15 protein-coding genes are annotated in these 18,212 nt (G+C 70.4%); 7 read left to right on the top strand and 8 right to left on the bottom strand.

From position 1 onward, the window contains the following. Positions 1-2 precede the first annotated feature (2 nt). From ACIBG8_RS21805 to ACIBG8_RS21795, 3 genes are read left to right on the top strand one after another with little or no spacing between them, the layout of a single operon-like run. On the top strand, positions 3-962 hold the full coding sequence (locus ACIBG8_RS21805) for an ABC transporter permease (RefSeq protein WP_397344690.1): 960 nt from the start codon (positions 3-5) through the stop codon (positions 960-962). Beyond that, positions 959-1,795, top strand: a complete 837-nt coding sequence (locus ACIBG8_RS21800) for an ABC transporter permease (RefSeq protein ID WP_397344689.1) — start codon at positions 959-961, stop codon at positions 1,793-1,795. Before ACIBG8_RS21805 ends, ACIBG8_RS21800 begins: the two co-directional genes overlap by 4 nt. A 2-nt stretch (positions 1,796-1,797) precedes the next feature. Further along, positions 1,798-3,747, top strand: a complete 1,950-nt coding sequence (locus ACIBG8_RS21795) for a dipeptide ABC transporter ATP-binding protein (RefSeq protein ID WP_397344688.1) — start codon at positions 1,798-1,800, stop codon at positions 3,745-3,747. On the opposite strand, the gene ACIBG8_RS21790 is transcribed toward ACIBG8_RS21795, so the two are convergent. The 3 genes from ACIBG8_RS21790 to ACIBG8_RS21780 all read right to left on the bottom strand — a co-directional run bounded on the left by ACIBG8_RS21790 (position 3,744) and on the right by ACIBG8_RS21780 (position 7,320). Then, entirely contained in the window at positions 3,744-4,814 is a 1,071-nt protein-coding gene (locus ACIBG8_RS21790; protein ID WP_397344687.1) for a glycosyl hydrolase family 18 protein, read from the bottom strand. The genes ACIBG8_RS21795 and ACIBG8_RS21790 overlap by 4 nt on opposite strands. A gap of 278 nt (positions 4,815-5,092) precedes the next feature. Beyond that, positions 5,093-6,688, bottom strand: coding sequence for an FAD-dependent oxidoreductase (locus ACIBG8_RS21785; protein WP_397344686.1), 1,596 nt, complete (start codon positions 6,686-6,688; stop codon positions 5,093-5,095). Beyond that, positions 6,685-7,320 (bottom strand): DUF5987 family protein, encoded by a 636-nt coding sequence (locus ACIBG8_RS21780; protein WP_397344685.1) that lies wholly within the window; start codon positions 7,318-7,320, stop codon positions 6,685-6,687. Before ACIBG8_RS21780 ends, ACIBG8_RS21785 begins: the two co-directional genes overlap by 4 nt. A gap of 119 nt (positions 7,321-7,439) precedes the next feature. Here ACIBG8_RS21780 and ACIBG8_RS21775 point away from each other — a divergent pair, with 119 nt between their 5' ends. Both ACIBG8_RS21775 and ACIBG8_RS21770 read left to right on the top strand, forming a co-directional pair. Next, entirely contained in the window at positions 7,440-8,129 is a 690-nt protein-coding gene (locus ACIBG8_RS21775) for a DUF6348 family protein (RefSeq protein ID WP_397344684.1), read from the top strand. A 63-nt stretch (positions 8,130-8,192) separates the two neighbouring features. Further along, positions 8,193-11,579: an LGFP repeat-containing protein gene (locus ACIBG8_RS21770; protein WP_397344683.1), complete on the top strand. Its 3,387-nt coding sequence runs from the start codon at positions 8,193-8,195 to the stop codon at positions 11,577-11,579. A gap of 31 nt (positions 11,580-11,610) precedes the next feature. Here the strand turns inward: ACIBG8_RS21770 and ACIBG8_RS21765 are convergent, their stop codons facing one another. Then, on the bottom strand, positions 11,611-12,465 hold the full coding sequence (locus ACIBG8_RS21765; protein WP_397344682.1) for an NAD(P)H-binding protein: 855 nt from the start codon (positions 12,463-12,465) through the stop codon (positions 11,611-11,613). Between the two features lie 112 nt (positions 12,466-12,577). On the opposite strand from ACIBG8_RS21765, the gene ACIBG8_RS21760 reads away from it, so the two are divergent. After that, the gene (locus tag ACIBG8_RS21760) at positions 12,578-12,916 is read left to right on the top strand and encodes a transposase (protein WP_397344681.1); all 339 of its coding nucleotides are present in this window, start codon (positions 12,578-12,580) and stop codon (positions 12,914-12,916) included. Here ACIBG8_RS21760 and ACIBG8_RS21755 read toward each other — a convergent pair. Both ACIBG8_RS21755 and ACIBG8_RS21750 read right to left on the bottom strand, forming a co-directional pair. Continuing rightward, a complete protein-coding gene (locus ACIBG8_RS21755) occupies positions 12,913-15,087 on the bottom strand; it encodes an Orn/Lys/Arg decarboxylase N-terminal domain-containing protein (protein ID WP_397344680.1) in 2,175 nt (724 codons plus the stop codon). The genes ACIBG8_RS21760 and ACIBG8_RS21755 overlap by 4 nt on opposite strands. A gap of 2 nt (positions 15,088-15,089) precedes the next feature. Continuing rightward, positions 15,090-15,464 carry a peptidase inhibitor family I36 protein gene (locus ACIBG8_RS21750; protein WP_397344679.1) on the bottom strand — a complete coding sequence of 125 codons (375 nt, stop codon included), beginning with the start codon at positions 15,462-15,464 and terminating at the stop codon, positions 15,090-15,092. A gap of 251 nt (positions 15,465-15,715) precedes the next feature. On the opposite strand from ACIBG8_RS21750, the gene ACIBG8_RS21745 reads away from it, so the two are divergent. Beyond that, positions 15,716-16,210 (top strand): hypothetical protein, encoded by a 495-nt coding sequence (locus ACIBG8_RS21745; RefSeq protein WP_397344678.1) that lies wholly within the window; start codon positions 15,716-15,718, stop codon positions 16,208-16,210. Here the strand turns inward: ACIBG8_RS21745 and ACIBG8_RS21740 are convergent. Then, complete coding sequence (locus ACIBG8_RS21740) at positions 16,197-17,693, bottom strand: PH domain-containing protein (protein WP_397344677.1); 1,497 nt, start codon at positions 17,691-17,693, stop codon at positions 16,197-16,199. The two genes, ACIBG8_RS21745 and ACIBG8_RS21740, sit on opposite strands and share 14 nt — an antisense overlap. After that, positions 17,690-18,169, bottom strand: coding sequence for a PH domain-containing protein (locus ACIBG8_RS21735; RefSeq protein WP_397344676.1), 480 nt, complete (start codon positions 18,167-18,169; stop codon positions 17,690-17,692). The genes ACIBG8_RS21740 and ACIBG8_RS21735 overlap by 4 nt, the downstream gene beginning before the upstream one ends. Positions 18,170-18,212 lie beyond the last annotated feature (43 nt).

The following is an 18,212-nucleotide window of genomic DNA, read 5'->3' as shown; positions in this document are numbered from 1 at the left end:
CGATGGCCCGCTACCTGTTGACACGCCTGGGCCAGGCCCTGGTGATCGTGGTCCTGGTGACGCTGATCACGTTCGTGATCCTGCACTTCCTGCCGGGCGGCGCGGCGCGGGCCATCCTGGGCAAGGAAGCGACGCTGGAGCAGATCGCCGCCTTCAACCACGAGATGGGTTACGACCGGCCGCTGTGGGAGCAGTACGCGCTGTACCTGCAGCGGCTGGTGCGTGGTGATCTGGGGTACTCCTTCCAGCTCAACCAGTCGGTGGCCGAGGCCATCTGGCAGCGCCTGCCCAAGACCATGGTGCTGTCGCTGTTCTCCACGCTGCTGGCGATCGTGGTGGCCGTCCCGCTGGGCGTCCTTCAGGCCGTACGGCGCAACAAGGCGACCGACTACGCCATCAACGCGGTGACGCTGCTGGCCTACGCCACCCCGATCTTCTTCATGGGTCTCATGATGATCATCCTGTTCGCCCAGACCTGGGCGATCCTGCCGCCGGAGGCGCCGCAGGGCTTCACGCTGGGGGAGGTGCTGGCCGACCCGGCCGGGCTCGTGCTGCCCGTGGTGACGCTGGCCATCATCACCATCGCGGTCTACTCTCGCTACATCCGCTCCTCGATGGTGGACAACCTCAACGAGAACTACGTCCGTACGGCACGCAGCAAGGGGCTGCCCGAGGGGCGGGTCATCGTCGGGCACACGCTGCGCAACGGCCTGTTCCCGGTGATCACGCTGCTGGGCATGTACCTGCCCGCGCTCTTCTCCGGCGCGCTGGTGGTGGAGCGGCTGTTCAACTACCCGGGCATGGGCCTGCTGTTCTGGCAGGCCGCGCTCAAGCGCGATTACCCGATCCTGCTCGGCGTGACGCTGCTGATCTCGCTGGCCACCGTGTTCGGCGCGCTGATCGCCGACCTGCTGTACGCCGCGGTCGACCCGCGCGTCAGGCTCAGGGCGGCCCGCTCATGAAGCGCCTCGAATCCTTCGCGGAGAACCGGCTCGCGCTGGTCGGGGTGGGCATCTTCATCCTGCTGGCGGCCTTCTCCTTCCTCGGCCCGCTCGTCTACCAGACCGACCAGGTCCACACCGACCTCGCCAGCGTCTACCTCGCACCAGGTACGGCCGGCCACCCGCTCGGCACCGACGGGGTCGGCTACGACCAGCTCGGCCGGATGATGGTCGGCGGCCAGACCTCCATCGTGGTCGGCCTGGCCGCGGGTCTCCTGGCCACCATCGCGGGCACCCTGTGGGGCGCGATCGCGGGCTTCGCCGGGGGCTGGGTGGACGCGACCATGATGCGCGTGGTCGACGCGATGATGTCGATCCCGGCGCTGTTCCTGTTCATGCTGCTGGCCTCGATCTTCACGCCGACCGTGCCGATGCTGATCCTCATCATCGGCGCCTTCGCCTGGCTCGGTCCCGCTCGGCTGGTGCGCGGCGAGGCGTTGTCGCTGCGGTCGCGCGAGTACGTCATCGCCATGCGCGGCATGGGCGGTGGCGGCGGGCGTGCCGTACGCAAGCACATCATTCCCAACGCCATCGGCACCGTGATCGTCAACGCGACCTTCCAGATCGCCGACGCGATCCTCTACGTCGCCTACCTGTCCTTCCTCGGCCTGGGCGTGCCGCCACCGGCGGCCAACTGGGGCGGCATGCTGTCCGACGGCCTGTCGGACACCTTCAGCGGCCACTGGTGGCTGCTGTACCCGCCGGGCATCGCCATCGTCCTGATCGTCCTGGCCTTCAACTTCATCGGCGACGGCCTGCGGGACGTCTTCGAGGTCCGCCTGAGGAGGAGATAGCCGTGAGCCTTTTGCAGCTCGTGGACCTCAGCACCGACATCGCCCTGCGCAAGGGCACGGTGCACGCCCTCGACCACGTCAACCTCGAGGTACGGCAGGGCGAGACGCTCGGCATCGTCGGCGAGTCCGGCAGCGGCAAGACCATGACCGTGCTGTCGGTCATGGGGCTGCTGCCACAGGGCGGGCAGGTCGTCGGCGGCCAGATCCGCTTCGACGGCCGCGACCTGCTGGGCATGTCGCCGCAGGAGCTGCGCCGGGTGCGCGGCGTCGAGATGGGCATGGTCTTCCAGGACCCGCTCACCTCGCTCAACCCCACCATGAAGATCGGCGCGCAGGTCGCCGAGCCGCTCCGCGCCCACCAGGGGGTCTCCAAGGCAGAGGCGCGGGACCGGGCCATCGAGATCCTGCGCAGGGTCGGCATGCCGCGCCCCGACAAGATCGTCGACAACTACCCGCACCAGCTGTCCGGCGGCATGCGGCAGCGCGCGGTCATCGCGATGGCGCTCATCCGCAACCCCCGCCTGCTGATCGCCGACGAGCCGACCACGGCGCTGGACGTCACCACGCAGCGGCAGATCCTCGAGCTCATCGACGACCTGCGCGAGGAGTTCAGGATGGCGGTCATCCTGGTCACCCACGACCTGGGCGTGATCGCCAGCCGGGCGGACCGGGTGGCGGTCATGTACGCGGGGCGGGTGGTGGAGAGCGCGACGACGGCGGAGCTGTTCCGCGCGCCGAAGCACCGCTACACCGAGGCGCTCATGCACTCGCTGCCGGAGTCGGCCTCGGACGGCAAGCTCTACAGCATTCCGGGTATGCCGCCGGACCTGTCCTTGCCGCTGGTGGGGTGCCGTTTCGCTGAGCGGTGCCGGTTCGCCACCGAGGAGTGCAGGACCACGGACGTGACGCTGGCGGGAGAGGACCACCGCTTCGCGTGCCTGCACCCGGTGACGTCGCCCGTGAGCTTCGCTCCGTCTTCCCAGGGCGCTTCTCGTGAAATATCCGGCGAGTCCGTGTTGTCGGTGCGGGACCTGGTCAAGACCTACGACGGGCCGCACAAGGGGGTCGTCAGCGCGGTGGCCGGGGTGTCCTTCGAGGTCAGGGCGGGGGAGACGCTCGGCATCGTGGGCGAGTCCGGCTGCGGCAAGTCCACCGTCGGCCGCCTGGTGGCCGGGCTGGAGGAGCCCACCGGCGGCCAGATCGTCCTGGACGGCACCGACATCGCCACCCTCGACCGGCGGGCCCGCCGTGCCATGCACCGGCAGGTGCAGCTCATGTTCCAGGACAGCTACGCCGCGATGAACCCGCGCATGCGCGTGGAGGGCATCCTGGCGGAGCCCCTGGAGATCCAGCAGGTCGGGGACGCCGCGGCTCGCCGTACCCGGGTGGCTGCCCTGCTGGACCAGGTCGGGCTGCCCTCGCGGGCGGTCGAACGCTATCCGCACGAGTTCTCCGGCGGCCAGTTGCAACGCATCGGGCTGGCCAGGTCGCTGGCGCTGTCGCCGCGGCTCATCGTGGCCGACGAGCCGGTCAGCGCGCTGGACGTGTCCATCCAGGCGCAGGTGCTCAACCTGATGCGCGACCTGCAGCGGGACCTGGGCCTGTCGTACGTGTTCATCAGCCACGACCTGTCGGTGGTGGACTACATGGCCGACCGGATCGGCGTGATGTACCTGGGCAAGCTCGTCGAGATCGGGCCGGCCAGGCAGGTGGTCCGTGCCGCCAGGCACCCGTACACCCAGGCGCTCATCGACGCCGTCCCGTCGCCCGACCCCGGCCACGCTCCGAGCCCGGCCACCGCGATCCAGGGCGAGCTGCCCAGCGCGCTCAACCCGCCCACGGGCTGCCGTTTCCGCACCCGCTGCCCGCTCGCCCAGGACATCTGCGCGACGGAACCGCCCTTGCAGGGGGAGGAGCACCAGGTGGCGTGCCACTTCCCCCTGCGCGACTAGCTCTGACGCAGGGCGGGCATCGGGAGGGGGATCGTGTAGGCGGTGGCGCCCGCGCCGACGCCGCCCTCGCAGCTGTTGGGCGGCGCGGTCGTCACGCCGCGGCTGGAGGGCTTCTCCGCCGCCCAGAACATGTAGCCGAGGAGTCCCGCGGTCGTGCCCGCGCCGTGGGGCGCGGCGCTCTGCACGAAGGAGCCCGTGGACTTCTGCAGGGAGGCGCCGAAGTTGACGCACTCGGGGCGTACCTTGCTGCCCTCGGCGATGTAGAGGGAGCCGGTGAACTTGGCGGGGGCCAGCGGCGGGATCGGCGGGGAGTAGGTCGGCTTGCCGTCCAGGTGCTCCTGCCAGTTGGCGATCGCGCTGGACGTGCTCGGCTGGCGGGCCGGGACCATCGCGTTGGCGTAGTCCAGGACGGGCGTGGTGGTGCGCAGCCAGTCGGCTGTGGCCTTCCTGCCGATGTCGATCAGCCAGCGGTCGCCGGCGGCCAGGTCGATGGTGAGGCGCGCGGCCTGGTTGGCGCCGCTGGCGTCGTACGGCAGCGCCGCGCGGTAGGCGTCGATGAACGCCTGCAGCCCGGTCAGGTTCGGCCCGCTGTTCTCCTCGTAGTCGATCTCGATGCCGACCCCGAGCCGCTGGGCGGCTTCGGCTGCGTTGCGCCCGAACTGGGCGGCGTTCTCGGCGAGCGCGGAATTCCAGGCGTCGGTATAGGTGATGCCGCCGATGGACAGCATGACCCGGATACCGCGGCTGCGGAAATAGCTCACGATGTCGGCGGTCATGCCGCGCGGTATGCCGTCCAGCGTCTGGGCGTCCGTCGTTTTGTGCAGAAGCTTGACGGGGTGGACGAAGCTCAGCACCACGACGTTGACCGACGGGCGGCCGTCACCGCGGTCGATGAGCCAGTGGTTCTTCTGGTCGAACTCGGCCGTGTCCCTGACCGCGCCCCAGATGCAGGCGTCGTTGCCGCAGTGCCAGGACCCGTAGACCTGGAGGGGAGTGACCGCCGCCCTGGCGGGGGAGGCGAGGAAGAGCGGGGCGAGCAAGCACAAGAACGCGGCCAGACGGCGCATGCCGACCTCCCGGGAGAGGGTAAATTGGAAAGAAGGTTAACCGTTTATCCGGGATGCGTCCCTTACCGGAAAGTAAGGCCTTTCTCTGATCGTTATCGGGGGGCCTGCCATTACTGCGGGTAACAGCTAGACCACCCTCGTACGCCGTCGGTACGTTGTGATCCTTCCGCAGGGTAAGACGCCTTTCCCGACGGCGATGACCCTGCGGCGTCGCGCCTTGGCCCACCCCCAACGGCGTAGACCGGCCCTCGCTCCAAGCCCCGTGGAGCGAGGGCAACTCACCCTCCGGAGATCACCCGTTCCGCCAGCTCCAGGGTGGCCCGGCGGCCCGAGGTCGCACCGCCGGGCGCGGGCGCGCCGTACGTCACCGCCACCCCGTCGTCCCTCAACTGACGCACGATGTACGGCACGGCCCGCTCGGCCAGCGCCGAGATCGTCAGCGACGGGTTCACGCACAACGCGCCGGGCACGGCCGAACCATCGGTCACGAACAGGCCCTCGTGGCCGCGCAGCCGGTGCCCCTCGTCGCAGGCCGAGGTCGCCGGGTCGTCGCCGATGCGCGCCGACGCCAGCGGGTGGGCGGTGACCTCGCCGATCAGGTCCTCGGTGAACGGCATGACCCGGCCCAGCCCGTCCTTCTCCAGGATGGCCCGCAGCTCGGCCAGCACCAGGGACCTGGCGCGCTCGCTGTTGGCGGAGCGGCGGTAGCGCAGCGGGCTGAGCCCCAGCCCGTCGGCCAGCTTGAGGTAGGCCCCGGTGGGCGGCAGGAGGCCGAAGACGCCCTCGTTGTCGTCCTCGTACATCGCCAGCGTGCCCAGCCACGAGCGCCACTCGCGCCGCGCCTGCTTCTTGCCGACGCCGAACCAGCTCGGCCCCTCGGCCAGCATGTTCGTCAGCGGCGTGTTGTAGCACTGCTGGATCGAGAACCGGGTGAACTCCGGCTTGCGCGGGTCGGTGTGGTCGAGGCTCTGCGTGGTGATGCTCTTGCCGATCGGGTAGGCCTGGTAGGCGATGCCCGGCTCGCGCTCCAGGCCGAGCACGTCGGCGATCCGCCCCTCGTCCATCTGGGTGACGGTCAGCAGGTCGCCGTTGCCCGAGAAGTACCGGCCGACCGCGCCCGGCATCCCGCCGAGCCCGAACGCCGAGCGGCGCAGCAGGACCGGCGTGGCCATCGCGCCCGCCGCCACGATCACGACCTTGGCCTCCACCACCTCGGCGCCGTAGTGCGCGCGGTAGCGGTACCCGGGCGTCTGCGCCCTCGACAGGCGCTGCACCTCGCACAGCGGGCGGAGCACCGCGCCGTGCGCCTGCGCGGCCGGCAGGTAGTTGAGGATCATCGAGCGCTTCGCGCCGAAGTGGCAGCCGCCGACCATCCAGCCGCAGTTCACGCACGCCTCGGTGTCGACGGCGACGGGCACCGGCTGGCAGGTGCGTCCCGCGTTACGGCACGCGGCGGCGAACAGGCCTCCGGCGTACGAGACCTCCTTCCAGTCCAGCAGTGTGACGGGCAGCGACTCCTCGGCCCGCTCGTACCAGGGGTCGAGGGTGGCGCGGCGGATCGAGCGGGGCCACATCCGGCCGCCACCGCGCTCGAAGGTGAAGCTGGGGGCGCGCAGCGAGACCGCGTAGTAGTGCACGCTGCCGCCGCCGACGCAGTTGCCCGCCAGGGCGGTCATGCCGTCGCCCTTGACCAGGTCGAGGACGCGGGTCCAGGTGCCGTGCTTCCAGTCCTGCTCGAAGCCGGCCGAGGAGATCTGCGGGCCGCGCTCCAGGATCAGCACCTTCGCGCCGCCGGCGGCCAGGTGGTAGGCGGGGATCGCGCCGCCGAAGCCGCTGCCGATCACCAGGACGTCCGTGAGCTCCGCCGTCTTCACGCGGGGCCTCCCTGCGGGGTTGTGGCGGGGTGGGCGTCCGCGAGCTGCCTGCCGTACGAGAAGCTCTCGAACCGCCACAGGCCATCGGGGCCCGGGGGTGGGTACCGCAACCAGGTCAGACCCGGATGCCCGGCCCGTACGGCCTCGCCGGTGTGGAGGTGCGGCGCCAGGTCGAAGGCGAGGCTGGCGAGCAGGGCGACCCCGACCCAGAGCAGCTGGTCGGGGAAGACCGAACCGACGACGTCCTCGACGAAGGCGGCGCGGTGGCGGTAGCTCAGGCTGACCAGAGGGCTCAGCGGGTTCACCGGAATGAGCCGGGTGGCGGCGAAGGGCAGCACGCGGGCGTTCATCGCGACGGCGAGCGGCGGCAGCAGCGGCGCCAGCCCGAACCCGGGGTAGGCCAGCAGATCCATCGCCCCGGCCTGCACGGCCCCCGGCCCCGGCGCGGCCCCGGCGACCGCGAGATCACCCGGGTACCGCTTCTCCCCAGGAACGATCGTGTCGGCGTAGGCCTCAAGGGTGGACAGCGTGAGCGCATTCATCCCTGGGGCGGCGGAGGCGGGCGGGAGGGAGGCGAGATCCACCATCGGCGCCATGGCCAGCGCCAGCAGCAGGGAACGACGACCGAGCAAGGCACCCTCCGGAATTTCACACTGGCTCAGCCCGTACCCTCCGCCCCCACAGCCCTCGCACCCGCTTTGGTCAATTATCTGGATAGATCGCGACAGTCGTCCCCGCTAGGGTCTCCGGCATGGGGAAAGCCAGTCACGCCGAGTTCGCGCTGAAGACCATCGCCAAGCGGATGAGTCAGTTCGGCGGGAAGTGGCGCGCAAGGGACGGGCGGGTTCGGGGGCCGGGTCAGAGCGCGGTGGTGATCCGGAGCATCGACTTCGATGACGGCCCCGCCCACCTCGACCTGGGCATCAGCCTGGACGCCAAGGACGACACCGCGCCCGTGTTGTGGGACTGCACGACGGGAGCGGGCGCGACCGACGAGGCGGCGATCAAGCAGGCCGTGGAGATGTGGGCGATGACCGCGGGGGCGGCGTTCATGGAGCTCGTCCACCAGGACGGCGAGCAGGGCACGCACCTGTCGCAGGACGACCCTGACGGGCTCCCTGGGCATCACGTGGTCCACGGTCCGGTGGGAGCCTTCACCTTCTCCGGAGACATCGGCCCGATCACGACGTGGTACATCGACAACCCGGTCCTTCCGAAGATCCGGGACACGCTGGCCGGAGCCTTCGACGACCCGCGTATCAACGGGATGAAGATCCTTTTCGGCGGTGACCTGGAGAGCGAGATGGCCGAGGTCCGGATCAACGGCGAGGTCCACGAGGAGGCGTCGGCGGCGTTACTCCGTCTGGACTGGCCGCGGGAGGCGTCGTTCACCTATGCGCGCACCTACGTGCTCGTCCTGCCCGAGGAGGACGCCACGTAGCCGAGGGGGTTGAGTAGGGGCATACTCTGGTGGCTCTCGGGGCTCGATTTCATGATGAGTCCTATGCTCACCCGAGTTTTCGCCCTGCTTGCCCTGGTCGCCGCCATGCTGGTCGTTGGCGGGCCGCCCGGCCGGGCTGAGGGCCCCTGTGCGGTCGTGCCGGTCGGGCTCATCCTCGGCCGGTGGGAGCTGCTGGAGGGCAAGGACGGGCCGCTCGGGTGTGCCACGGGGCCTGAGCAGGATGTGCCTGGTCGTAACGGGAAACGTCAGGACTTCGAGCACGGGCAGATCGCCTGGTCGCCTGATCAGGGCAAGGAGCTCACGGTTGCGGCCTACCAGCTCGGCAAGTCGGCCGTAGTGGAGTTCGGGCCCAGTGATCCGTTCAGCTATGACACCTTTCTCGTGCGTTGGGACTTCGCTGGGCAGAATCTCGGGCAGAAGTCTGCCAGGTTCGCCACGTCGACCTCCGGGTCGCACGTCGTTGATCCTGACAAGAGTGGTGACTACGTCTTCGTTGTCGAGGGGTGTGATCAGCCTCGGTACGGGTCGTCCAAGTGCCGCCAGGGGTGGACCATTCCGGTCACCGCGCACGTGGATCTGACCGGGGGCACTCGTGATGGCGTGCCGCCCAAGTGCTACATCGGGGATTTCGAGGGTGATATCTACGGCAAGTGGTACAGCCTCGGGCATGAGAACGGGCCGCTGGGTTGCGCCACAGGACCGGCCGTCGACGTGCCAGGTCGGCACGGCAAGCGCCAGCCGTTCGAGCGCGGCGAGATCGTCTGGTCGCCCGACCAGGGCGAGCACCTGACGGTCGCGGCCTACCTCCTGGGCAACCGGGTCAGCGTCGACTGGGGCCCGACCACGCCCTACACCTACGACTTCTTCCAGATCCGCTACGACAAGGACGGCGCGAACCTCGGCCAGGACGAGCTCAAGGCCAGGCTCATGTCGCCAGACGACGGCGACCTCGGCCGCTGGACCAGGCGGCTGCAGGGCATGGGCGACTACTCCTTCGTCATCCAAGGGTGCGACGAGGGCAGCTTCCTCGGCTCGTCCACATGCCGCCAGGGGTGGACGATCCCGGTCCACGTCAAGCTCCAGGCCCTGCCCGGCCAGGCGAGCTGCGAACGGCGGAGCGGCGGCCTGATCGGCGACCGCTGGCAGGAACTGCGCGGCTCGGCCGGCCTGCTCGGCTGCCCGACCGGCCCCGAGCAGGACGTGGACGGCAGGAACGGCAAGCGCCAGGACTTCCGGCACGGCCAGATCGCCTGGTCGCCCGACCAGGGCGACGCCATGGTGGTCGCCGCCTACCAGCAGGAGGGCCAGGCCGTCTTCGAGTGGGGCCCGAGCAAGCCCCGCTTCGACTACGACGCCTTCCTCGTACGGTGGGACAGCAACGGCAAGAACCTGGGCCAGCAGGAGGTCAAGGGCTCCAGGACCAGCGGCAAGATCCGGGTCGGCCTGCCGCCCGAGTGGGGACCGATCAGCTTCGTCGTGGAGGGCTGCGACAAGAACCTCACCGGCTCGCACTGCAAGCAGGGCTGGACGATCCCCGTCGGCTTCAAGCCCACCGCGTTCAGCGAGGACGTGGACATCGCCGCCCTGACCACCCATGACGCCCGGACCAAGGCCGTGGTCGAGCAGCTCGCCTGCCAGAAGATCCTCGACCTCGACGGCACCCAGCCGGGCGAGGACGAGGCGGCCACGATGGTCAGCCGGTTGAAGCGGGTCGAGCTCGAGGGCAACGGCGACGCCTGCCCAGGCGAGCTGCCCAACCGCCTGCTCGTCAACGAGGTCCTGCGCGACCTGCCCACCAAACCGGTGGGGACCGAGACCGACGACTGCCCGGTCGAGAAGAAGACGCTCGGCGACTACGACACCTTCCTCAAGGGGCTCATCTCCATCGCCTACCGGGAGCGGGCGCTGCTTGACCAGGACGTCTGGCAGAAGATCACTCACGAGCTGCTGACGATGAACGGCCCGCACCGGGTCAGCGAGGAGGGCAAGGTGATCTGCGCCTTCGTCTCGCCGGAGTCGGAGAACCACGTGCTGCTCATCGAGACCGCCAGGTACCTGACCAACCAGATCTTCTTCGCCGAGACGCGGAACGCCATCTGGGACAACCACGTCAACGGCATGGACGTGTACCTGCTGCGCTTCCTGCAGACCATCGCCAAGCACGACTTCCTGGAGTTCAACGCGCGGCCGTACCAGCGCTACTCGCTCCACGGGCTGATGAACCTGTACGACTTCGCCGAGCAGCCGCGGATCAGGGCGGCGGCGCGGATCGTGCTGGACTACGCGACCACGAAGTTCGCCGTGTCGAGCAACATGCTGCGCCAGGCCGGGCCGTTCCGCCGGCTGGCGAAGTACACCGACGCGGCCAACAAGAGCTACTTCAGCGGCGACTCCGACCCGGTGACGGGCTTCTTCCTGCTCTACACCGGCCTGTCGGAGTTCACCGGCGGGAAGATCCCCGGCGCCTGGCGGATCGAGGCGTCCATCGCCGGGCTGTCGTCCTACCGGCCGCCGCGGGCCGCCTACGAGCTGGCGACGAACAAGGGCACGCCGTACGAGGAGCGCTTCTACCACGGCGACCGGCCGAAGATCCATCCGGACGCCGACCGGGCCGAGGGCGGCGTCGAGATCTACTCCAGCTCGCCCTCCTTCATGATCACCGCGGGTGGGGTGTTCCTCAACAGCGGTTACCGGATGGACGAGATCACCGGGTTCCCGCAGCGGGGCAACGCCCAGTCGACCACGCTGATGCCGACCTCGCTCAACCTGGAGTTCGCCGACCTCATCCGGTTCGAGGGCGGCCGCCGCCCCGGCCACACGCCGCCGGACCGGGACGTGGTCAACACCTGCGTGGCCGGAGGCTTCGCCTGCGGGCTGCAGGGCGCGGTGCCCGAGCGCTGGCTGCGGTGCGTGGGGCCGGAGTCCAACGGGCAGTGGCTGCTGCTCGACGCCGACAAGTGCGGCGGCACCGGCTTCCACGTGGCCATCCAGATCAACAAGAAGGGCGTCCAGCCGGGGATCTTCGAGAACGCCGGGTTCTTCTACGCGCTGGAGAAGGCGAAGATGCCGTTCAGTACCTTCGCGACCAAGGTCAAGGAGCTCAACGCCGGGCTGCCGGCGAACCTGGACGTCACCACACCCTACACCTTCCGCGCCCCGGACGACCACACCTACCGGTTCCAGCTGCACCGGTTCGGCAGCAAGTACCTGAACCGGATCCTGGAGATCGACGGGGTCAAGCGGCCCGACGACCTGACCGGCTGGCCGCTGGCCGACGGGCAGTTCCTCCGGGCGTCCGGGCACGAGGGCCTCATCAAGATCTACCGGCCCGGTTGTGCCGGCCCGCTGACGCTGGACTTCCGCGACCTGCTCCGGCCAGTGGTGACGGACCCGGCCACCCCCGACCCCTCACCGATCTGCCCCGCCTGAGACGCGGGGCAGATCGGGCGCGGGGATCAGGTCAGGTCAGGTCGGCCGCGTGGTCGGCTGCCCAGCGGGACATGGTGCGGCCAGGACGGCCGAGCACGCGTGCGGTGTCGGGGGAGACCGCCGGTGGTTCCTCGGCGTACTCGGCCTGGTAACCCAGGATGTACTCGGCGGCATCCATGGGGATCCCGCCGGTGATGTAGGCAGCGCGGGCCTGGCCGTACGTCACGGGCTCGAAACGCAGCGGCCTGCCCAGGCCCTCACTGATCGCGAGAGCCTGCTCGCGGTGGCTGAGCGCCTCAGGCCCGCTCACGGTGTAGGCCTGGCCCGCGTGGCCGTCCTCCAGGAGGGCGGCCACGATCACCTCGGCGATGTCCGCCTCGTGGATGGGAACGCCGATCGCGTCCGGGAACGCGCTGCGCACCACGTCCTCCGACCTGATCGACTCACCCCAGGTGTCCAGCTTGTTGATCGCGAACTCGCCCGGCCGTACGTGCGTCCACTCCAGGTCGGTGGCCTCCAGGGCCTGCTCCACGTCGTGGAGCATCTCGAAGCTGCCGGGACGCCGCGTGGTGACGGCCGCGCCCGTCATGTCGACCACCCGCGTCACCCCCGCCTTGGCGGCGTGCGCCAGGAAGGCCTGTGCCTGCTCGACCGCGCGGGCGGGGTCGAGCATGCCGGACAGGAAGAAGGTTCGCTTTACCCCGTCGAACGCGGTGGCGAACGAGGCGGGGTCGGCGAAGTCGCCCCGCACGACCTCGGCAGAGGCGGGCAGCCCCGCCTTGGCGGGGTTCCTGGTCAGTGCCCTGACCCGCTGACCGGCTTCGAGCAGCCGGTCGACCACGATGCGGCCGACCGTGCCTGTCGCGCCGGTCACGAGGATCGTCATGGATCTTCTCCGTTCGTCGGTGAGCGGCCGACGTTAGACCCAAAATCGCCTTCTCGCACATGGGCTTATGTCTCATTTGGCAGGTCAGAGGGTGTGCGAGAGGATCATCGGCATGGAGGCACTTGCCCGGCGGCTGGTCACCGACGAGATGTGGGAGGTGGCCAGCGCGCTCATGCCGGAGCAGCGGCCGCGACCCCAGGGCGGCGGCAGGGCGGCGGCGGACGCGCGACGGGTCCTGGCCGCGGTCGTGTACGTCGTGACGAGCGGCTGCGCGTGGCAGAACCTGCCGCCCGCGTTCGGTGTCACCGTGCCGACGGCCCATCGCTGGTTCGCCCGCTGGAGCAGGGCGGAGCTGTGGGAACGCCTGTGCGAGGCGACGGCGGACGACCCCGCGCTGGCCGCCTGGACCACGGCGATCCGTGACTCAGCGTCGCGGCGTGTATACAGCTAAAAATCACCAAACGAGACATCGACGTGGTAGCGGCCGTCCGCGTCGCGGTGGGCGCCGTGGATGTCGGTGGCGAGGTCGGGGAAGCAGCGGTCGAACTCCTCCAGCGCGTGCAGGTAACGCATCAGCGGGCCGCCGGCCGGGCCGGTCGCCTCGCCGGGCATGAGCATGGGGATGCCGGGCGGGGTGACGACGACGATGGCGGCGCTGACGCGGCCGGGCAGCTCGGCGAGCGGGACCCGTTCCGTGCGGTTGCGGATCAGGGCCTGGTAGCTGTCGGCAGGCGTGCGGACGGGCTCGGGCAGCGCGGTGAAGATCTCGTTGACGAGCTCCCCCAGCCGCAGGTCGCGCAGCTTGCCGTGGGCCTCGTCGCAGTAACCGCGCAGCGTGCCGCTCGACGGACCGAAGCCCGGGATCACCTCGGCCAGCGGCAGGCCCTGGTCGTAGGCGCGCTTGAAGTCGGTGAGGGCGTCGATCAGCGTGCCCCACTTGCCCTTGGTGATGCCCATGGAGAACAGCACCAGCAGGGTGTGGTCGCCGGTCTTCTCCACGGCGATGCCGCGCTGCCGCAGGTAGGCGGCGACGACGCGGGCGGGGATGCCCCACTCCTGCGTGCCCTCCACGGCGTCGGCTCCGGGGCAGGTGATCGTCACCTTGACCGGGTCGAGCAGGCAGTAGCCGTCGGTCAGCCCGTCGAACCCGTGCCAGGAGGCGCCCGGCTCCAGCGTCCAGTACGACGGGTCGGTGCTGAGCAGCGCCGGGTCCGCCTCGGCGGTGATGTGGGGAGGCTGCCAGACGCCGAAGTACCAGCCGGGCCTCGTGCCGTCCGCCCTGATGCGGTCGGCGAGCCTGACCATCGTCTGCCGGAACCGTACCGCCTCGATGACGGCCTCTCCGGTCAGGTACGGCCCGGCCGGGCCGTCCATCATGCCCGCCGCCACGTCCAGGGAGGCGATCATCGGGTAGAGCGGCGAGGTCGAGCAGTGCATGAGGTAGGTCTCGTTGAACCGGTCGAAGTCGACGGGCGCGCGCGGGGCCGACCTGATGTGCAGCATCGCCGACTGCGACAGCGCGGCCAGGAGCTTGTGCGTGGACTGGGTGGCGAACACCGTGGGACGGCCGGGCCCCGGCAGGGTGTGCTCGTCGACGGCCATGCCGTAGCGGCGGGCGTACAGCGGGTTGAACCGGGCGTAGGCGAACCACGCCTCGTCGAAGTGCAGGCGCGGAACGTCGAGCAGCTCGGCGACCCGGACGGCGTCGTAGCACAGCCCGTCGTAGGTGGAGTTGGTGATCACCGCGTACGTCGGATCGTGCGCGGCGCCCGCCTCCAGCGCGGCGGGCGGGACGGGGCCAGCCAGGCCGAGGCCGTTGCGCTCCGGCACCAGGTAGACGGGCCGGGCGCCGCTGATCGTCAGCGCGTGCTGCAGCGACTTGTGGCAGTTGCGGTCCACCAGAACGGTCTCGTCGCGGGCGATGGCGTGGTGGCCGACCATGCGGTTGGCGGTGGCGTTGCCGTTCATCACGAAGAACGTGCGCTCGGCGCCGAAGACGCGGGCGGCGTTGCGCTCGGCGTCGCCGATCGGCCCGGTGTGGTCCAGCGGCGAGCCGAGCTCGGGGACGGAAATGGACAGGTCGGTGCGCAGCAGGCGCTCGCCGTAGAAGTCGAAGAAGGCGCGGCCGACCGGCGACTTCAGGAACGCCACTCCGCCCGCGTGTGCGGGGGTGTGCCAGGAGTACTGGTGATGGTCCTCGAACCTGCGCAGCGCGCGGAAGAACGGCGGCAGGATGCGTTCGGAGTATTCCTCCGTGGCGTGCGCGATGCGTCCCGCGATGAAGTCGGGGGTGTCCTCCAGCGGGAACACGAAACCCTGGATGACCTCGTACACCCACAGCGGGAGCTCCTGCTCGGCCGTCATCAGGAAGACCGGCAGGCCGCGGAAGCGCCGCATGACCGCGCCGAGCACCTCCTCGGCGCCCGGCTCGGCCCAGTCGGCCAGCATCCCGGCCAGCGAGGCGTCCGAGCCGATCACCGCCAGGGCGTCCCGCGTGCGGTGTGTCCACCGCAGCCGGACGCCCAGGGAGTCCATCGCCGCGCCGATGCGGCGGAGCTGCTCCGCGAGCGCGGTGTCGGCGTCGGGACGCTCGGCCACCGCGGCGAGGACGGTTCGTTCCACGGCTAGCAGCCGGTGTCGACGGCGTCGACCCTGGTGCCGAAGTTGGTGTCGTAGGCCTTGGCGTAGTCGCCGCTGTTGACCTGCCGCTTCTCCTGGGGGTCCCAGTCGATGAAGCAGCCGCTGGTGTTGGCGTAGAAGGAGTAGACGTGGTCGTGCAGGTAGCCGGGCATGTCGCGGTAGCCGCTCTCCCTGGTCCACCGCCACGGTTCGCCGTTGTAGTCGCGATCGCGCCAGAAGCAGATCTCGCCTGCCCCGCACTGCTCGGCGGCTCTCTGCAGCGACGGCGGGCGCGGGGTGGCGAGCGCCGGGGCCGTGGCGGGCAGGACGGCGAAGGCCGCCAGGGTGATCGCGCCGATACTGCGCAGGGTCAGGTTCATGCGTGGGACGCTACGGGGCTCGGCAGGCGGTGTTAAGTAGCTGATCCACTACATAGGGTGACCATCGGAAAACGGAAGTCTGGCTGACAAGGGCAAAGACCATGCCCGGTATGTGGATCTTTGCGCGGCAGCCTCCCGGTATCGCTTCCTAGGGTGTCCGTCAGGCAGGCGCCCGGCGGTTACCGCCTCGGCCACCGGGCGCGCCGTACCCGTGCCGTCCGGCGCGGGCAGAACCCAGAACGGGAGCGAAGATGACCTACTCATTCACCACCCCGGCGAGGCGCGGGATCGTCGCGGTGGCGACCGCGGCCGTGGCGGCGGGCGCGCTGCTGGCGTTTTCCGGCGGTACGGCACAGGCCGTGGCGCCCGAGGTGATCAGCCGCTGGGACAACGACGTCCTGCACAGCGGCTCCATCGGCGCGGCGGCCAACCTCGGCTTTCCTGCCGCGCCGTACACGATCACCGCCAAGCTCACCGCGGAGAACCTCGGGACGAGCGCGATCCAGAACTACACCTGCCAGCTCAGCGCCGAGGGAGGGGCCGACACCGACTTCAGTTCGGTCACGCTCGCGCCGGGCGCCCAGCAGACGATGCTGGTGCACCTGGTGCACACCTTCAGCGGCACCGGCCTGCTGACGTTCGCCTGCACCAAGCCGGGAGGCAGCCCGCAGGTGCGGATCAAGCAGTTGAAGATCACCGGGATCAAGGTGAACGCGATCGACAACCAGCCGGTCAACCTCGGCTGACGGGGATCCTGTCACTCAGGAAGGGTTCGAGCAGGTCGGGGACGCCCTCCCTGGCCAGGTCGAGGGCCTGGCCCAGCGCCAGGTCCCGCACCTGGTAGCCCTGGCGGCCGGCCGCCGTGGTGGCGGTGAGGGTGACCAGCCCGGCGCGGCGCTGGAAGAAGGAGCGCTCGACGTTCCAGCCGATGATCCCGTCCCGCTCGATGGCCACGCGGCGGCGGACGAGCGAGCCCCAGCGGGTGATCAGGTAGTGACCGGCCAGGGCGTGGCCGAGGTTGCGGTAGCGGTCGAACGCGACCAGCGCCGTGAGCGGGGTCATCGCGAGTACGGTGACCCAGCACCAGGTCGGCCACGCCCACGCCAGCGCTGCCGCGAGCAGTACGGCGGCCAGCAGCAGGTTCACCCCGAGCGCGCGGGTGAACCTGCGGCGCAGCGCGGCGGGGCCGTGGGCGAGGACCGGCGCGGTGACCGCCGTCGCCTCGCCCAGCACCGCGACGGCGACCCGCTCGGCCTCGGCGCGTGGCGCGGGAGGCAGCAACATCGAGCCGCCGCGCTGCGCGCCCCGTCCGACCCGCAGGCCGGTGGTGACGGCGATGAGCCTGGCGCCGCCGACCGCGCGCAGCAGCAGCGGCTCGCTCACCTCGACGCCGCGCAGCCGCCGCTCCTCCACGGTGGTCGCCCTGGTGGTGATCAGCCCGCGCTTGACGTGCAGGGTGCCGCTGGTGTGCCGCGAGAGGTGGAAACCCCAGAACGCGAACACGTACCCCAGCGTGGAGGCGACGCCCACGAAGACGGCCAGGCCCGCCGCGACGACCAGCGCGGCGACGGGACCGGGCAGGGCCTGGAACCAGGTGTAGCCGTCGTGCACGGGACCGATCGTGTCGAGGTCGACGTTGCCCTCGTTGACCAGGCGGAAGACGAAGCCGCCGAGAACGCCGACGGTGACGACGCCGGACAGCGTGAACGGCCCGTACCTGATCCAGCCCGGCCGCAGCGAGGCCAGCTCGGTCTCGACCGCCGCCTTTGACGGCGCGGGCGCCTCCCGGTGCAGGAGCTCCTCGCGCAGGTGCAGGGCGGCAGGGGCCTCCAGCGCGTCCAGCTTCAGCTCGCCGCCGCCCTTGCGGTCGGAACGGCCGGTGCCGATCTCCACGCGGGCCAGGCCGAGCACGCGGTGCAGCACGTTGGAGGTGACGTCCACGGACCTGATGCGGTCGAGCGGCACCGTGATGACCTGCCGCCGGACCAGGCCCTTGCGCACCTGCACGTGCTCGGGGGTGATCGTGTACGTGGTGGTGAACCAGCGCAGCACGCCGAACACCACCATGACGCCCACGCCCGCCAGGCTCCACAGGTGCCCCTGGCCGCCGCTGCTCGTCCCGGCGATCAGCAGGCCGGCCAGCACCGGCGCGGCGCGCACCAGCTCCTGGAACGGGTGGACGACCAGCATGCGCGGGCTCAGCCGCCGCCACGGCGTCTCGGCGATCACGTGGCGTCACCCGCCGTGGCCGCGGCACTCGCGGTGAGCTCGGCGGCCAGCCGGGTGGCCGTCGCCCTGTCCAGGCCGCTGACCTTGATCGGGCCGGCGGCCGAGGCCGTGGTGACGACGACGTTCGTCAGGCCGAAGAGCTGCTCGATGGGGCCGCGCTCGCTGTCGATGGTCTGGATGCGGGAGACGGGCGCGATCCGCCACTCCTGCTTGAACCAGCCGGACTGGGTGTAGACCGCCTCGGCAGTGGTCTCCCAGCGGTGTACGGCATAGCGCCAGCGGGGCATGACCGCCAGGTGCGCGGCCGCGAGGACCACGGTGACCACGAGGCCGGTGACGTGCGCGCCGAGGTCGTCGCCGCTCGCGACGAGCCAGACGACCTGGAGCGCGGCGAGGACGAGCCAGCCGAGGGCCGCGCGGACGGTCCAGTACCAGACGGCTGCGGGGCTCACACGATGGGCGGGGGGACGAAGCATCGTTTCCACCCTCACACCGTGACAGCTTTGCCGTCTGGCGGGT

Source organism: Nonomuraea sp. NPDC050556 (assembly GCF_044457355.1).
In the GTDB taxonomy this organism is placed as follows: Bacteria; Actinomycetota; Actinomycetes; order Streptosporangiales; family Streptosporangiaceae; genus Nonomuraea.
Note: the sequence above shows the minus strand (reverse complement) of the source record. Positions and strands in the feature narration are given on the sequence as shown.